At 73.8% G+C, this 14,859-nt stretch carries 14 protein-coding genes; 7 read left to right on the plus strand and 7 right to left on the minus strand.

Annotated features, from left to right (window positions below; translation table 11 throughout):
* The first annotated feature begins 94 nt into the window (after positions 1-94).
* The 4 genes from ACWD3O_RS13355 to ACWD3O_RS13370 all read left to right on the plus strand — a co-directional run bounded on the left by ACWD3O_RS13355 (position 95) and on the right by ACWD3O_RS13370 (position 4,446).
* Entirely contained in the window at positions 95-1,336 is a 1,242-nt protein-coding gene (locus ACWD3O_RS13355; protein ID WP_451412718.1) for a MurT ligase domain-containing protein, read from the plus strand.
* Between the two features lie 47 nt (positions 1,337-1,383).
* The gene (locus ACWD3O_RS13360) at positions 1,384-2,112 is read left to right on the plus strand and encodes a type 1 glutamine amidotransferase (protein WP_356134716.1); all 729 of its coding nucleotides are present in this window, start codon (positions 1,384-1,386) and stop codon (positions 2,110-2,112) included.
* 201 nt (positions 2,113-2,313) lie between these two features.
* Positions 2,314-3,339, plus strand: coding sequence for a 6-phosphofructokinase (locus ACWD3O_RS13365; RefSeq protein WP_451412719.1), 1,026 nt, complete (start codon positions 2,314-2,316; stop codon positions 3,337-3,339).
* A gap of 150 nt (positions 3,340-3,489) precedes the next feature.
* On the plus strand, positions 3,490-4,446 hold the full coding sequence (locus ACWD3O_RS13370; protein ID WP_451415934.1) for a cytochrome c oxidase assembly protein: 957 nt from the start codon (positions 3,490-3,492) through the stop codon (positions 4,444-4,446).
* Positions 4,447-4,488: 42 nt separating this feature from the next.
* Here the strand turns inward: ACWD3O_RS13370 and ACWD3O_RS13375 are convergent, their stop codons facing one another.
* The 5 genes from ACWD3O_RS13375 to ACWD3O_RS13395 all read right to left on the minus strand — a co-directional run bounded on the left by ACWD3O_RS13375 (position 4,489) and on the right by ACWD3O_RS13395 (position 8,968).
* Positions 4,489-4,680, minus strand: coding sequence for a hypothetical protein (locus ACWD3O_RS13375; RefSeq protein ID WP_451412812.1), 192 nt, complete (start codon positions 4,678-4,680; stop codon positions 4,489-4,491).
* Between the two features lie 51 nt (positions 4,681-4,731).
* Complete coding sequence (locus tag ACWD3O_RS13380) at positions 4,732-5,949, minus strand: sensor histidine kinase (protein ID WP_451412811.1); 1,218 nt, start codon at positions 5,947-5,949, stop codon at positions 4,732-4,734.
* A gap of 5 nt (positions 5,950-5,954) precedes the next feature.
* The gene (locus tag ACWD3O_RS13385) at positions 5,955-7,685 is read right to left on the minus strand and encodes a sodium/solute symporter (RefSeq protein ID WP_451415935.1); all 1,731 of its coding nucleotides are present in this window, start codon (positions 7,683-7,685) and stop codon (positions 5,955-5,957) included.
* 128 nt (positions 7,686-7,813) lie between these two features.
* On the minus strand, positions 7,814-8,206 hold the full coding sequence (locus ACWD3O_RS13390; RefSeq protein ID WP_451412722.1) for a hypothetical protein: 393 nt from the start codon (positions 8,204-8,206) through the stop codon (positions 7,814-7,816).
* Positions 8,207-8,218: 12 nt separating this feature from the next.
* Positions 8,219-8,968 carry a LytR/AlgR family response regulator transcription factor gene (locus tag ACWD3O_RS13395; protein WP_451412723.1) on the minus strand — a complete coding sequence of 250 codons (750 nt, stop codon included), beginning with the start codon at positions 8,966-8,968 and terminating at the stop codon, positions 8,219-8,221.
* A gap of 155 nt (positions 8,969-9,123) precedes the next feature.
* Between ACWD3O_RS13395 and ddaH the strand changes: the two genes are divergently transcribed.
* The 3 genes from ddaH (at position 9,124) to ACWD3O_RS13410 (ending at position 13,329) form a co-directional block, all read left to right on the plus strand.
* Positions 9,124-9,936, plus strand: a complete 813-nt coding sequence (gene ddaH / locus ACWD3O_RS13400; protein ID WP_451412724.1) for a dimethylargininase — start codon at positions 9,124-9,126, stop codon at positions 9,934-9,936.
* Entirely contained in the window at positions 9,933-11,207 is a 1,275-nt protein-coding gene (gene rocD / locus ACWD3O_RS13405; RefSeq protein ID WP_451415936.1) for an ornithine--oxo-acid transaminase, read from the plus strand. Before ddaH ends, rocD begins: the two co-directional genes overlap by 4 nt.
* Positions 11,208-11,364: 157 nt before the next feature.
* Positions 11,365-13,329: a pentapeptide repeat-containing protein gene (locus ACWD3O_RS13410; protein WP_451415937.1), complete on the plus strand. Its 1,965-nt coding sequence runs from the start codon at positions 11,365-11,367 to the stop codon at positions 13,327-13,329.
* Positions 13,330-13,377: 48 nt separating this feature from the next.
* Here ACWD3O_RS13410 and ACWD3O_RS13415 read toward each other — a convergent pair whose 3' ends face one another.
* Positions 13,378-14,181: an urease accessory protein UreD gene (locus ACWD3O_RS13415; protein WP_451415938.1), complete on the minus strand. Its 804-nt coding sequence runs from the start codon at positions 14,179-14,181 to the stop codon at positions 13,378-13,380.
* On the minus strand, positions 14,169-14,849 hold the full coding sequence (ureG, locus tag ACWD3O_RS13420) for an urease accessory protein UreG (RefSeq protein WP_451412728.1): 681 nt from the start codon (positions 14,847-14,849) through the stop codon (positions 14,169-14,171). Before ureG ends, ACWD3O_RS13415 begins: the two co-directional genes overlap by 13 nt.
* Between the last annotated feature and the right edge of the window lie 10 nt (positions 14,850-14,859).

The following is a 14,859-nucleotide window of genomic DNA, read 5'->3' on the forward strand; positions in this document are numbered from 1 at the left end:
ATATTCGGCCGGGTGAGCGGATCTCGATAGGCTGAAGCCACCACACGCTGCCGGGACTCACGCGCGGCGCGTACGCAAGGAGGATCGAGAACTGATGGCAGGCACCTCGGACCCGCTGACGCCGCGGGCCAAGCTGGCCGTGACGGCGGGCAAGACCGCCGCGGCCGTCTCCCGGGCAGCCGGACGCGGCAGCGGCTCGGTGATCGGCGGCCGGGTCGCGCTGAAGCTGGACCCCGAGCTCCTGGCCCGGCTCGCACAGGGCCTGGACATCACGCTGGTCTCGGCGACCAACGGCAAGACGACCACGACCCGCCTGATCGCCGAGGCGCTGCGCGCGGCCGGTCCCGTGGTCTCCAACGCGCTGGGCGCCAACATGCCCGCCGGCATCACCTCGGCCCTGGCCGAGCGCGGTGAGGAGGCCCGCTTCGGCGTCATCGAGGTCGACGAGAAGTACCTGATCGCCGTCGCCCGCGAGACCGATCCCCAGTGCGTCGCGCTGCTGAACCTCTCCCGCGACCAGCTCGACCGCGCCGCCGAGACCCGCATGGTCGCGGAGAACTGGCGCGAGGGCCTGGCCGGCACCAAGGCCGTGGTGGTCGCCAACGCCGACGACCCGCTGATCGTGTGGGCCGCCTCCTCCTCCCCGAACGTGATCTGGGTCGCGGCCGGCCAGATGTGGAAGGACGACGCCTGGTCCTGCCCGTCCTGCGGCGGTGTGCTGCAGCGTCCGGGCGACGACTGGTTCTGCGGCGAGTGCGGCTTCCGCCGTCCGACGCCGAGCTGGGCGCTCTCCGGCGACCACGTGCTCGACCCGCACGGCTCGGCCTGGCCGATCCACCTCCAGCTCCCGGGCCGCGCCAACCGCGCCAACGCCACCTCCTCCGCCGCCGTGGCCGCCGTCTTCGGCGTGCCGCCGCAGGTCGCGCTGGAGCGCATGTACCACGTGCAGGCGGTGGCCGGCCGGTACGACACCGTCCAGTTCCAGGGCCGCGACCTGCGTCTGCTGCTCGCCAAGAACCCGGCGGGCTGGCTGGAGACGTTCTCGCTGATCGACCCGCCGCCGACCCCGGTGATCCTCTCGGTGAACGCCCGCGGCGCGGACGGCACCGACACCTCCTGGCTGTGGGACGTCGACTACTCGCGGCTGACCGGCCACCCGATCTTCGTGCTCGGCGACCGGAAGCTGGACCTGGCGGTGCGCCTGGAGGTCGCCAACCAGAACTTCCAGGTGTGCGAGAGCCTCGACGAGGCGGCCCGCCTCGCCCCGCCGGGGCGCATCGAGGTCATCGCCAACTACACCGCCTTCCAGGACCTGCGCCGCCGCGTCGGCAACTGACCCACGACCAGCGACTGACCCGCGACTCACCGTTCGAGGACCGACTCATGAGTGACAGCCAACTCCGGCTGGTGTGGATCTACCCGGATCTGCTCAGCACCTACGGCGACCAGGGCAACGCCCTCGTCGTCGAGCGCCGGGCCCGCCAGCGCGGCCTGGACGTGGCCCGCATCGACGTCCGCAGCGACCAGCCCATCCCCACCTCCGGCGACATCTACCTGATCGGCGGCGGCGAGGACCGTCCGCAGCGCCTGGCCGCGGAGCGGCTGCGCCGTGACGGCGGCCTGCACCGCGCGGTCGGCAACGGCGCGATCGTCTTCTCGGTCTGCGCCGGCTACCAGATTCTGGGCCACGAGTTCATCAACGACCTCGGCCAGCGCGAGCCGGGCCTCGGCCTGCTCGACGTGGTCTCGGTGCGCGGCGAGGGCGCCCGCTGCGTGGGCGACGTCCTCGGCGACATCGACCCGCGGCTCGGCCTGCCCCCGCTGACCGGCTTCGAGAACCACCAGGGCGTGACCCACGTCGGCCCGAACGCCAAGCCGCTCGCCCGGGTGCGCATCGGCAACGGCAACGGCACCGGCGACGGCACCGAGGGCGCGTACAACGACACCGTCTTCGGCACCTACATGCACGGCCCCGTGCTGGCCCGCAACCCGCACATCGCGGACCACCTGCTGAAGCTCGCCCTCGACGTCAACGCCCTCCCGCCGGTCGACGACCGGTGGTACGAGGCGCTGCGCCAGGAGCGCATCGCGGCGGCCACGCAGCCGGCCTGACCGGCCTCGGCGGCACCCTCCAGGACACCCCCGGACTCCCCCGTGGAGAGCCCGTTTGACAGGGCATCCGCACAGGTGAGCGGGGGTGTCCGGCTGTCGGACGCCCGGTTCGGCAGGGGGCCCTCGCGCCGGTAGGGTGGCGGTCGTCAAGCCGGACGAAGCGGTCCGGTGCCGTCCCCCATCGAGAAGGTATTCCGCGCCATGCGCATTGGTGTGCTCACCTCCGGCGGCGACTGCCCCGGCCTCAACGCCGTCATCCGCTCCGTCGTCCACCGCGCCGTCGACGCCCACGGCGACGAGGTGATCGGTTTCCGCGACGGCTGGAAGGGCCTGCTGGAGGGCGACCACCTCAAGCTGGACCTGGACGCCGTCGGCGGCATCCTGGCCCGCGGCGGCACCATCCTCGGCTCCTCCCGCGTCCGCCCCGAGCACCTGCGGGACGGCGTGGAGCGGGCCAAGGGCCACCTGAAGGACCTCGGCCTCGACGCGGTCATCCCGATCGGCGGCGAGGGCACCCTGAAGGCCGCCCGCCTGCTGTCCGACAACGGGCTGCCCATCGTGGGCGTGCCCAAGACCATCGACAACGACATCGCGGTCACCGACGTCACCTTCGGCTTCGACACCGCCGTGGGCGTGGCCACGGAGGCCCTGGACCGGCTGAAGACCACCGCCGAGTCGCACCAGCGGGTGCTGATCGTCGAGGTGATGGGCCGGCACACCGGCTGGATCGCCCTGCACTCGGGCATGGCGGCCGGCGCCCACGCGATCGTGGTGCCCGAGCGGCCCTTCGACATCAAGGAGCTGACCGAACGGGTCGGCGCGCGGTTCGAGGCCGGCAAGCGGTTCGCGATAGTCGTCGTGGCCGAGGGCGCCAAGCCGCTTCCGGGCACCATGGACTTCGCCGAGGGCGGCAAGGACGCCTACGGTCACGAGCGGTTCGCCGGCATCGCCAACCTGCTGGCGGTCGAGCTGGAGCACCGCCTCGGCAAGGAGGCCCGCCCGGTGATCCTGGGCCACGTCCAGCGCGGTGGCACGCCCACCGCCTACGACCGGGTCCTGGCGACCCGCTTCGGCTGGCACGCGGTGGAGGCCGTCCACCGCGGCGAGTTCGGCAGGATGACCGCGCTGCGCGGCACCGACATCGTCACCGTGCCGCTGGCCGAGGCCGTGGCCTCGCTGAAGACGGTCCCCGAGGAGCGGTACGCCGAGGTCCCCACCGTGGTGTGACCCCGGTCCCGCCCCGCTCCCACCCCTCCCCCGACGCCTGCGCGCCCTGACGGCCGCAGGTGAACCGCCCCCGGCCGCCGGCACGGCCGGGGGCGGTTCTAGTCTGGTGCGGACAGATTTGCACAACCCCCACGAAACAGGAGCCGGCGGATGGACCACAGCGGTCACGGCGCCATGGATCTGCCCCCGTTCACCCTCGCCCGGGGGCTCGCCTGGTCCCCGGACGCCTTCTTCCTCGTCGCCTCCCTGCTGGCGCTCCTGCTGTACGGCTGGGGCGTGGTCCGGATGACGCGGCGCGGGGACCGCTGGCCGGTCGGCCGGACGGTGTCCTTCGTCACCGGCGTGCTCAGCGTGGTGCTGGTGATGTGCACCGGGCTGAACGACTACGGCATGGTCATGTTCAGCGTGCACATGGTGCAGCACATGGTGCTCAGCATGCTCTCGCCGATCATGATCCTGCTGGGCGCCCCGGTCACCCTGGCGCTGCGCGCCCTGCCGGTCGCCGCCCGCGGCACCCTGGGCCCGCGCGAGCTGCTGCTGAAGCTGCTGCACAGCCGGTACATGCGGGTGATCACGCACCCGCTGTTCACCATCCCGATGTTCATCGCCAGCCTCTACGCGCTGTACTTCACGCCGCTGGTGGACTTCCTGATGGGCTCGTACCTGGGCCACGTCGCGATGATGGTGCACTTCTTCGCGGTCGGCGTGGTCTTCTTCTGGCCGATCATGGGCGTGGACCCCGGCCCGCACCGTCCGGGGCACCTGATGCGGATGCTGGAGCTCTTCGCCGGCATGCCGTTCCACGCGTTCTTCGGCATCGCGCTGATGATGGCGTCCACCCCGATGATCGGGGCGTTCGCCGACCCGCCGGCCTCGCTCGGCATCGACGCCATGGAGGACCTGAACGCGGCGGGCGGCATCGCCTGGGCGTTCAGCGAGATCCCGTCGGTGCTGGTGCTGATCGCCCTGCTGTTCCAGTGGTACCGCTCCGAGCAGCGGGAGGGCCGCCGCAAGGACCGCGCGGCGGACCGGGACGGCGACGCGGAGCTCGAGGCGTACAACGCGTACCTCGCCTCGCTGCGCGCGGGCTCGGCCCGCCAGGGCTGACGCCCGGCGGCGCCGCTCCTCCGCTCGGGGTCCGGTCTCCGGTCAGGTGTCGCGCAGCGCCACCAGGGCCAGGAACAGGGCCCCGAGCACGAGCCAGCCGAACCACAGCCAGCCGTTGCTGCCGAGGGCCACCGAGTACGCCGACACGACGACCAGGCCGCCCACCGCGAGCGCGCCCATGGCCTTGGTCGAGCCGGGCATCTTGGAACCGGGGGAACCGGGTGTTACGGGCATGGCGACCTCCTCAGGTCCGCTACCCCCATGGTGCCCCGCCCGCCCCCGATGTCACCCTCTGCGGAGGCCTCCGGTTCCGGGACCCGCGGGATGCACCCCGGGCCGGTACTTGGGCAGCCGGACGGTGACCTTCATCCCGGCGCCCCGGGCCGTCTCGATGACCAGCCCGTAGTCGTCCCCGTAGACCTGCCGGAGCCGGTCGTCCACGTTGGACAGGCCGATGCCGCCGCCGGGTCCGGCCTCCCCGGCGAGGATCCGCCGCAGCGCCTCGGGGTCCATGCCGACGCCGTCGTCCTCGATGACGACCACCGCCTCGGCGCCCTCGTCCCGGGCGGTGATGGCGATGCCGCACGTGTCGCCGCGGCCCTCCAGCCCGTGCTTGACGGCGTTCTCCACCAGCGGCTGCAGGCACAGGAACGGCAGGGTGACCGGCAGGACCTCCGGGGCGATCTGCAGGGTGACCGCCAGCCGGTCGCCGAAGCGGGCGCGGACCAGTGCCAGGTAGTGGTCGATGGCGTGCAGCTCGTCGGCGAGGGTGGTGAAGTCGCCGTGCCGCCGGAACGAGTAGCGGGTGAAGTCGGCGAACTCCAGCAGCAGCTCCCGGGCGCGCTCCGGGTCGGTGCGGACGAAGGAGGCGATCACGGCGAGCGAGTTGAAGACGAAGTGGGGGGAGATCTGCGCCCGCAGCGCCCTGATCTCGGCCTCGATCAGCCGGGTGCGGGACCGGTCGAGGTCGGCGAGCTCGAGCTGGACGGACACCCAGCGGGCCACCTCCCCCGCCGCGCGGACCAGCACCGCCGACTCCCCCGGGGCGCAGGCGACCAGCGCGCCGTGCACCCGGTCGTCCACGGTGAGCGGGGTGACGACGGCCCAGCGCAGCGAGCAGTCGGGGGTCTCGCAGCGCAGCCGGAACGCCTCGCCGCGGCCGGACTCCAGCGGGCCGGCGAGGCGCTCCATGATCTCGGCCCGGTGGTGGGAGCCGGCGCCGTCCCACACCAGTACGCGCTCCCGGTCGGTGAGGCAGAGGGCCTCGGTGCCCAGCAGGGAGCGCAGCCGGCGGGCGGCGCGGCGGGCGGTCTCCTCGGTGAGCCCGGCGCGCAGCGGCGGGGCGGCCAGCGAGGCGGTGTGCAGGGTCTGGAAGGTGGCGTGCTCCACGGGCGTGCCGAGCCCCGCCGGATAGGACGGCCGGGCGGTGCGGCGGCCGAACCAGAACCCGGCGGCCAGCAGCGGCAGCACGGCCGCGCAGACCCCGGCGAGGAAGGCGCCCAGGGTGGTCATGTCGCGTTCTCCTTCCGGACGGGACCGCCGCCGATCTCCTCGGGGAGGTGGAAGCGGGCGAGGACGGCGTCGGTGTCCGGCGGCACCCGGCCGGCGGTGGCGAGGGAGACCAGGATCATGGTGAGGAAGGCGAGCGGCACGGACCACAGCGCGGGCCAGGCGAGCAAGGCGTAGGGGACGCCGTCCACAGGGTCGTGGCCGACGACGGTGACCGACACCGCGGCGAGCGCGGATCCGCCGCCGACCAGCATGCCGGCGGCGGCGCCGGGCGGGGTGAGCCGCCGCCACCAGATGCCGAGCACCAGCAGCGGGCAGAAGGACGAGGCGGAGACCGCGAAGGCGAGCCCGACGGCGTCGGCGATGGGCAGCCGTCCGGCCAGCACGCTCGCGGCGAGCGGCACGGCCATGGCGGTCACCGCGGCGACCCGGAAGTGTCGGATGCCGCGGGTGGGCAGGGCGTCCTGGGCGATCACCCCGGCGAGGGCGACGGTGAGTCCGGAGGCGGTGGACAGGAACGCGGCGAACGCCCCGCCGGCCAGCAGGGCGCCCAGCAGGTCGCCCCCGATGCCGCCGATCATCCGGTCCGGGAGCAGCAGGACCGCCGCGTCGGTGTTGCCGGTGAGGACCAGTTCGGGGGCGTACATGCGGGCGAGGGCGCCGTAGACCGGGGGCAGCAGGTAGAAGGCGCCGATCAGGCCGAGGACGGCGACGGTGGTACGGCGGGCGGCCACCCCGTTGGGGCTGGTGTAGAAGCGGACCACGACGTGCGGCAGGCCCATGGTGCCGAGGAAGGTGGCGAGGATCAGCCCGTAGGTGGCGTAGAGCGGGCGTTCCCCCCGGTCGGGGCCGGAGGAGTCGGAGAGCGCGGCGCTGCCCGCGCCCCGGGCCACCGGGACCTCGGCGCCCTCGGGGAAGGCGAGCCGCGCACCCGCCTCGACGGTGTGGACGCCGGCGGGCAGACCGACCCGGTCGCCGTCGTACGGGCGGCCGTCGACCCGGCCGTGCACGGTGACGGTGAGGGGTTCGGCGAGGCGGATCTCCACGGTGTCCTGGACCCGGACGGTGCGGTGCTCGCGGAAGGCCGCGGGTTCGTCGAAGGCCCGGGTGGGCGCCCCGTCGCCCTGCCAGGCGAGGACCAGGAACAGGGCGGGGACCAGCAGGGCGGTGAGCTTGAGCCAGTACTGGAAGGCCTGCACGAAGGTGATGGACCGCATCCCCCCGGCCGCGACGTTGGCGACCACCACCACCGCGACGATCACCGAGCCGAGCGCGCCGGGCGCGCCGGTGAGGACCTTCAGGGTGAGCCCGGCGCCCTGCAGCTGGGGCAGCAGGTAGAGCCAGCCGATGCCGACGACGAAAGCGCCGGACAGCCGCCGCATGCCCTGGGAGGCGAGCCGCGCCTCGGCGAAGTCGGGGAGCGTGTAGGCGCCGGAGCGGCGCAGCGGGGCGGCGACGAAGAGCAGCAGGAGCAGGTATCCGGCGCTGTAGCCGACCGGGTACCAGAGCATGTCGGGTCCCTGGACGAGGACCAGTCCGGCGATGCCGAGGAAGGAGGCGGCGGAGAGGTACTCGCCGCTGATGGCGGCCGCGTTGAGGCGTGGTCCGACGGTGCGGGAGGCGACGTAGAAGTCGGAGGTGGTGCGGGAGACCCGCAGGCCGAAGGCGCCGACCAGGGCGGTGGCGACCACCACCAGGGCCACGGCGGCCACGGCGTAGCTCTCGTTCATGGGGCGGGGGTCTCGTTCATGGGCCGGGTGTCTCGATCATGGGGTGCGGGGCGATGCGGTGCGGGGTGCGGGGCGGCGCGGTGCGGGGTGCGGGGCGGGGCGGTGCGGTGCGGCGTGGTGCCGTGCGGTCAGCGTTCCTGGTCCTCGACGAGCCGCACGAAGTCCCGCTCGTGGCGTTCGGCGCGCCGCACGTGCCAGCGGGCCAGCAGCACCAGTGGCGGGTAGAGGCAGAAGCCGAGCACGGCCCACTCCAGGAGGCGGCCGTGCGGCGCGGCGGCGAACACCAGGGGCAGCGGGACGACCAGGGCGGCGAGGACCGCGAAGACGGCGAGCGCGGTGCGGAGCTGGGCGCGCATCAGGGAGCGGACGTAGGTGTGGCCGAGGGTGGTCTGCTCGTGGATCTCGGTGCGGGGCCGGTAGCGGGCGCCGTGGGCCGGGCCCCGGTGGCGGCGGGGCGGGCCGGTGACCAGCACGCGGGCGGGGACGCGGCGCTCGGTGGCCCGGGGGGCGTCGTGGGGCATGGCGGCGGCCTCCTACGCGGCGCCGCGGCGCATCAGCAGCTCGCGCAGTTCGCGGGCGTGACGGCGGCTGACCTGGAGTTCCTCGCCGCCGACGAGGACGCTGACGGAGCCGGCGGCGAGGCGGAGCTCGTCGATGTGGCGCAGGGCGACCAGGTGGCGGCGGTGGATGCGGACGAACCCGTGGGACCGCCAGCGCTCCTCGAGGGTGGACAGCGGGACCCGGACCAGGTGGCTGCCGGTGGCGGTGTGCAGCCGGGCGTAGTCGCCCTGGGCCTCGACGTGGGTGATGTCGTCGACCTGCACCAGGCGCCGGACGCCGCCGAGGTCGACGGTGATGGCGTCCGGCTCGGGCTCGTGCACGGGGATGCGGGCGGCCCGCAGTTCGTGGGCGCGGCGGACGGCCTCGGCGAGGCGTTCCCGGCGGACCGGCTTGAGGACGTAGTCGACGGCCTTGAGGTCGAAGGCGCGCACCGCGAAGTCCTCGTGGGCGGTGACGAAGACGACCAGGGGCGGGCTGGCGAAGCCGGTGAGGAGGCGGGCGAGGTCCAAGCCGTCGAGGCCGGGCATCTGGATGTCGAGGAAGACCACGTCGATGGCCTCGGGGCCGTCCGGGCCGGACTCCAGGGCGCGGTTGATGCGGCGCAGCGCCTCGGTGGCGTCCGACGCGCCCTCGGCCCTGCCGATCCGCGGGTCGGACTCCAGCAGGTAGAGGAGTTCGCCCAGGGAGGGGCGTTCGTCGTCGACGGCGAGGGCTCGCAGCATGAAGGTGGAGTGTAAGAGGTAATCGCACAAATGGACATGAGGGGACGGGTGCCGGGCGCCGGCGGACCGCGGATCCCGGCGGGGCCGCGCATTCCGCTCCGGAACACCCCGCTTGGTCGCTTGTCGGCGCTTTGCCCGCTTCCTAACGTGGGGGCATGTCCGTGAGACGTGCACCGCGCCGACGGCGCTACCTCCTGTGCGAGCCCCGCCACTTCGACGTGACCTACGCGATCAATCCCTGGATGCATCCGGACGAGGAGGTCGACGCCGCACGCGCGCACCGCCAGTGGGAGGCGCTGGCCGCCGCCTACCGGACCCACGGGCACGTGGTGGAGACGATCCCGCCGGTGGCGGGGCTGCCCGACATGGTCTTCGCGGCCAACGCGGCGCTGGTGCTCGGCGGCCGGGCGCTGGGGTCGGTCTTCCACGCGGCCGAGCGGCGGGAGGAGTCGGAGCACTACGAGCTGTGGCTCAAGGAGGCCGGCGTCCCGGTGCGGCGGGCCCGGACGGTCTGCGAGGGCGAGGGGGACCTGGTGCCGGTGGGCGGCCGCGTGCTGGCCGGGTCCGGGTTCCGCACCACGCCGCAGGCCCACCGGGAGGCCGAGGAGTACTTCGGCGTCCCGGTCGTGGGGCTGCGGCTGGTGAATCCGTTCTTCTACCACCTCGACACCGCGCTCTTCGCCCTCGACGACGAGAACGTCGCCTACTACCCGGACGCCTTCGCGCCCGAGAGCCGCGCGGTCCTGGAGCGGCTGTTCCCGCACGCGGTGATCGCCACCCTGGGGGACGCGCTGGCGTTCGGTCTGAACTCCGTCTCCGACGGACGTCACGTCTTCATCGCCCCCGCGGCGGTGGCCCTGGCCGAGGAGCTGGCGCACCGCGGCTATGTCCCGGTCCCCGTCGACCTGTCGGAGTTCCGCAAGGCCGGCGGGGGCATCAAGTGCTGCACCCTGGAGGTCCGCCCATGACCGCGCCCACCCTTCCCTCCGACCGTTCCGAGGACCCCGGCCCGTCGCGCCGGGACGGCTCGGCGCCCCGCGGCTCCGCGGGTCTGATCCGTGCCGAGGAGTCCGTCCTCGCGCCCAACTACCATCCCCTGCCGGTCGTGGTGGCGCGGGCGGAGGGCGCCTGGGTGGAGGACGTGGAGGGCCGCCGCTACCTCGACCTGCTGGCCGGCTACTCCGCCCTCAACTTCGGCCACCGGCACCCCGTCCTGGTGGAGGCCGCGCACCGCCAGCTCGACCGGCTCACGCTGACCTCGCGGGCCTTCCACAACGACCGGCTCGCCGGTTTCGCGGAGCGGCTGGCCGCGCTGACCGGGCAGGAGATGGTGCTGCCCATGAACACCGGCGCGGAGGCGGTGGAGAGCGCGGTCAAGGTGGCCCGCAAGTGGGCCTACGAGGTCAAGGGGGTGCCGGAGGACCGGGCGACGATCGTGGTCGCCGCCGACAACTTCCACGGGCGCACGACGACGATCGTGGGCTTCTCGACGGACGGGACGGCCCGGGCGGGCTTCGGCCCCTTCGCTCCGGGGTTCCGGATCGTGCCGTACAACGACCTCGCCGCGATCGAGGCGGCCGTGGACGCGACCACGGCGGCGGTGCTGCTGGAGCCGGTGCAGGGCGAGGCCGGGGTGATCGTCCCCGACGACGGCTACCTGGCGGGCGTCCGGGAGATCACCCGGCGGGCCGGCTGCCTGTTCGTGGCCGACGAGATCCAGTCCGGGCTGGGGCGCACGGGGTCCACGCTGGCGGTGGACCTGGAGGGCGTCACGCCCGACCTGGTGCTGCTGGGCAAGGCGCTGGGCGGGGGCATCGTGCCGGTGTCCGCGGTGGTCGGGCGGCGCGACGTCCTGGAGGTGCTGGGCCCGGGCACCCACGGTTCGACGTTCGGCGGCAATCCGCTGGCCGCGGCGGTGGGGTCGGCGGTGGTGGGGCTGCTGAAGACCGGCGAGTACCAGCGGCGGGCGGCCGAACTGGGCGTCGTCCTGCGGGACGGGCTGGCGCCGCTGGTGGGACGCGGGGTGGTCGCCTTCCGTACGCGGGGGCTGTGGGCGGGGGTCGACGTGGATCCCGCGCTCGGCACGGGGCGGGAGGTCGGTGAGCGGCTCCTCGCCGAGGGCGTCCTCGTCAAGGACACCCACGGCTCCACGATCCGCATCGCTCCCCCGCTGACCATCACCGAGGACCAGCTCCACGGCGCGCTCAGGGCCCTGGGGCGCGTCCTGACCAGCGGCTGACGGTCGTCCACCCCCAGGCACCGGGAACCCGGCCGGTCGTCCGCCCTCACCCGTGGCGCCGTGACGCCACCGGTGGGGCGGGCGCCGGCGGTCCCGGTCCGGCACTCCGCTGCGACCCGGAGCGAAACCGCCGGCGTCACCGGGACGTCCTGGTGACATGACCACTGCTGCATCCGCATCCTCGTCCAGCACGTCACCGGACTGGCCGCACTGCGGACACGGCGCGACCCCGGACCGGCCGGTCGGCTGCCGGGGCGTCCGCGTCGGTGACCACACCGGCTGCCTGGCACACCTGGAGGAAGCCGACCGCGCGGCCTACCTCGCGACGCTCTCACCCGGCAGCGACATCGACCACCGTGGCACCACCTTCACCGCTGAACTCCTCGACGAGCTGCTCACCGCCCTGCGCGACCCCGCCACCGATCGCACCCAGGTCGGCAACGCCGCTTTCGTCGGAGCGTCCTTCTCCGACGTCGCCCAGTTCGGCCTGGTGTCGTTCTCCGGCGACGCCCGGTTCGACGGGGCTTCCTTCTGCGGCGTCGCGTACTTCGGCTGGGCGACCTTCGCCGGCGAAGCCTCGTTCCACGAGGTGTCCTTCTGCGGCGTCGCGTTCTTCAACTGGACGTCGTTCTCCGGCGACGCCTCGTTCCACGAGGCGTCCTTCTCGCACGACGCCCACTTCGAAAGAGTGTCCTTCTCCGGCGACGCCCGGTTCGGTGCGGCGTCCTTCGCGCGCGACGCCGTCTTCAGCAAGTCCTCGGTCTCCGGTGCGACCGGATTCGTCGAGGTGTCCTTCGCCCGTGACGCCCGCTTCGACGGCGTGTCCTTCGCCGGTGACGCCTGGTTCGGTGACGCCACCTTCTCCGGCAACGCCTGGTTCGGTGACGCCTCCTTCTCCGGCAACGCGTACTTCGACGGCGCGTCCTTCTCCGGCCGCGCCTGGTTCCACTCCGTGTGCTTCTCCGGCGACGTCCGGTTCGACAGGGCGCGGTTCGAGGCGGCCTCGCGACTCGGGCCATTGGTGTGCGGTCGTCGGGTGGTGCTGGACGGGGCGGTGCTCCAGCAGCCGGTGACGCTGGAGATGGCCGCCCGCCAGGTCAGTTGTGCGCGCACCCGGTGGGCGTCGACCGCCACGCTGCGCCTGCGCTACGCCGAGCTGGATCTGAGGGACGCGGTCTTCGAGTACCCGGTGCTCGTCGCCGCGGGCCTCACCCGTTTCAGGCGGTCCGAACCGGCCACCGGCTGGTTACCGGAGACGGAACTGTCGGACCTGGAGCCCGGCGTGCGCCTGAGATCGGTGGGCGGGGCGGACGTCGCCCACCTGGCGCTGCACGACGTCGACCTGAGCACCTGCCGGTTCGCCGGGGCCATCCACCTCGACCAGCTGAAGGTCGACGGGTGGTGCACCTTCGCCACCACTCCCGCCGGCTGGAGCCGGCGCCTCCCGTGGAGATGGAGCCGACGCAACACCCTGATCGAGGAACACCACTGGCGGGCACGCGTCGCGCGCCACCAGGAGCGGGCCCCGAGCCTGGGCTGGAACAGCCCCCCGCCGGACGCCCCGGACCTGAAGCCGGCCGCCGTGGCGGCGCTGTACCGGCAACTGCGCAAGTCGCTGGAGGACGGCAAGAACGAGCCGGACGCGGCCGACTTCTACTACGGCGAGTGCGAGATGCGCCGCCACGACACCACCCGGTCCCGGGGCGAACGAGCGTTGCTGGGCCTCTACTGGGCCCTGTCCGGGTACGGGTTGCGCGCTACCCGCGCCCTGGCCTGGCTGGGGGCGGCCATGACGGTCACGGTCGCGGTGATGATGCTGTGGGGGTTGCCCGCACACGACCCGAAGCCGACCGCCACCGGTCGGCAGGCGGCGGTCGGGGAGGAGATCGTCCTGATCACCGACACCCCCGCCCCGGTCAACCCCACCGGCCCGGCGGCAGAACGCCTCACCACCGAACGCCTGGAGAAGAGTCTGCGGGTGGTGATCAACTCGGTGCTCTTCCGCTCCTCCGGCCAGAACCTCACCACCGTCGGCACCTATACCGAGATGGCGTCCCGGCTGGTCGAGCCCGTCCTGCTCGGCCTGGCCGTCCTCGCCGTCCGCAGCCGCGTCAAACGCTGACCGCGGCATTCCGGCGGCGTGCGGCCTGCGGCGTGCGGGAGGGAGAGGTCACTCGATGGAGGCGCGCAGCGCGTGGAGAGCCTCGTCGAGGAGTCGGCGCAGGCGCAGGGCGTCGGGCGCGACGGCGGTGACCAGGGCGGCGGGGCCGGGGAGCGGGACGAGGGAGGCCGTCGTCCCGAACGTCCTCGGCGGCACCGGCCTCGCACCGCCGAGGGCCGGGTCGACCAGCAGCACCTGCCCCACCGCCCGGTGGTCGCCGAGCACCGCGGGCCCGTCCCAGCCCCCCGGTGCCCCGGCCCCGCAGGCCACCCGCTGGTCGAGCACCAGGGCCCCGCCCACCCGCACCGTCAGCCGCGAGCCGAGTCCTCCGGGCGGCTCGCCGTGCCGCCCCAGCACCTGTTCCTCCCGCAGCAGCAGCCGCCCGCCCTCGGCGACCTCCACCCGGGTCAGGACCTCGAGTTCGCTCCCCCGCACGGAGATCAGCGGCTCCGGCTCCCACCGGAGCTCCGCGCCGGCGGCCACCCGCAGCCGCGTCTCGTACCGCGCCGGTTCCTTCCCCTGGCCGGGCAGCGCGATCGTGGCCGCCGCGGAGCCGACCCGCAGCCGCGCCCCGGCCTCGACGTCCGTCTCCAGCAGGAACCGGTCGCCGCCCAGCGGCCCGCTCATCGCCCCGACCACCCGCACCCGCGCCTCACCGACGGCGCCCCGCGTGCGGCGCAGGGCGAGCGGTCCCTCGCCGGCGAGCACCGGCAGCGCGGTCCCGCCGCGCCCGTCGGGCACCGCCCGGATCCGCGCGTGCGCCCGCACTCCGGCGGTGCCGTCCGGGACCCTGCTCGCGGTCACGACCGCCACGCGGCCAGCCGCTCCCTCACCCACGCGGCGACCTCGGCGACCCCCGGCTCGCCGCGCAGCGACTGGAACACCACCGGCAGCTCCGCCCGCTGGGCCTTGGCGTCGGCGGCCATCCGGGACAGGTCGGCGCCGACGTACGGCGCGAGGTCCGTCTTGTTGACGACGAGCAGGTCCGCGGTCGTCACCCCGGGGCCGCCCTTGCGCGGGATGTCGTCGCCGCCCGCCACGTCGATCACGAAGATCTGCGCGTCGACCAGCCCCTTGGAGAACGTGGCGGTCAGGTTGTCCCCACCGGACTCGACGAGGATCAGGTCCAGCGGTCCGACCGTGTCCTCGAGGTCCTCCACGGCCTCCAGGTTGGCGGAGATGTCGTCGCGGATCGCGGTGTGCGGGCATGCGCCGGTCTCGACGGCGGAGATCCGCTCCGGCGGCAGCACCGCCTCGCGCAGCAGGAAGTCGGCATCCTCGCGGGTGTAGATGTCGTTGGTGACGACGGCCAGCGAGAGTTCGGCCCGCAGTTCCCGGCAGAGCGCGGCCACCGTGGCGGTCTTGCCGGAGCCGACCGGTCCGCCGAGTCCGACGCGCAGGGCGCGGCGCCTGCCGTCCGGACGGCGCGCGTCGGCGCTGACGGCTCCCTGGCGGCCGTCGTGCGAATGCTCCAGGTGCATCGGCGAACTC

The organism is Streptomyces sp. NPDC002640, from assembly GCF_053592575.1.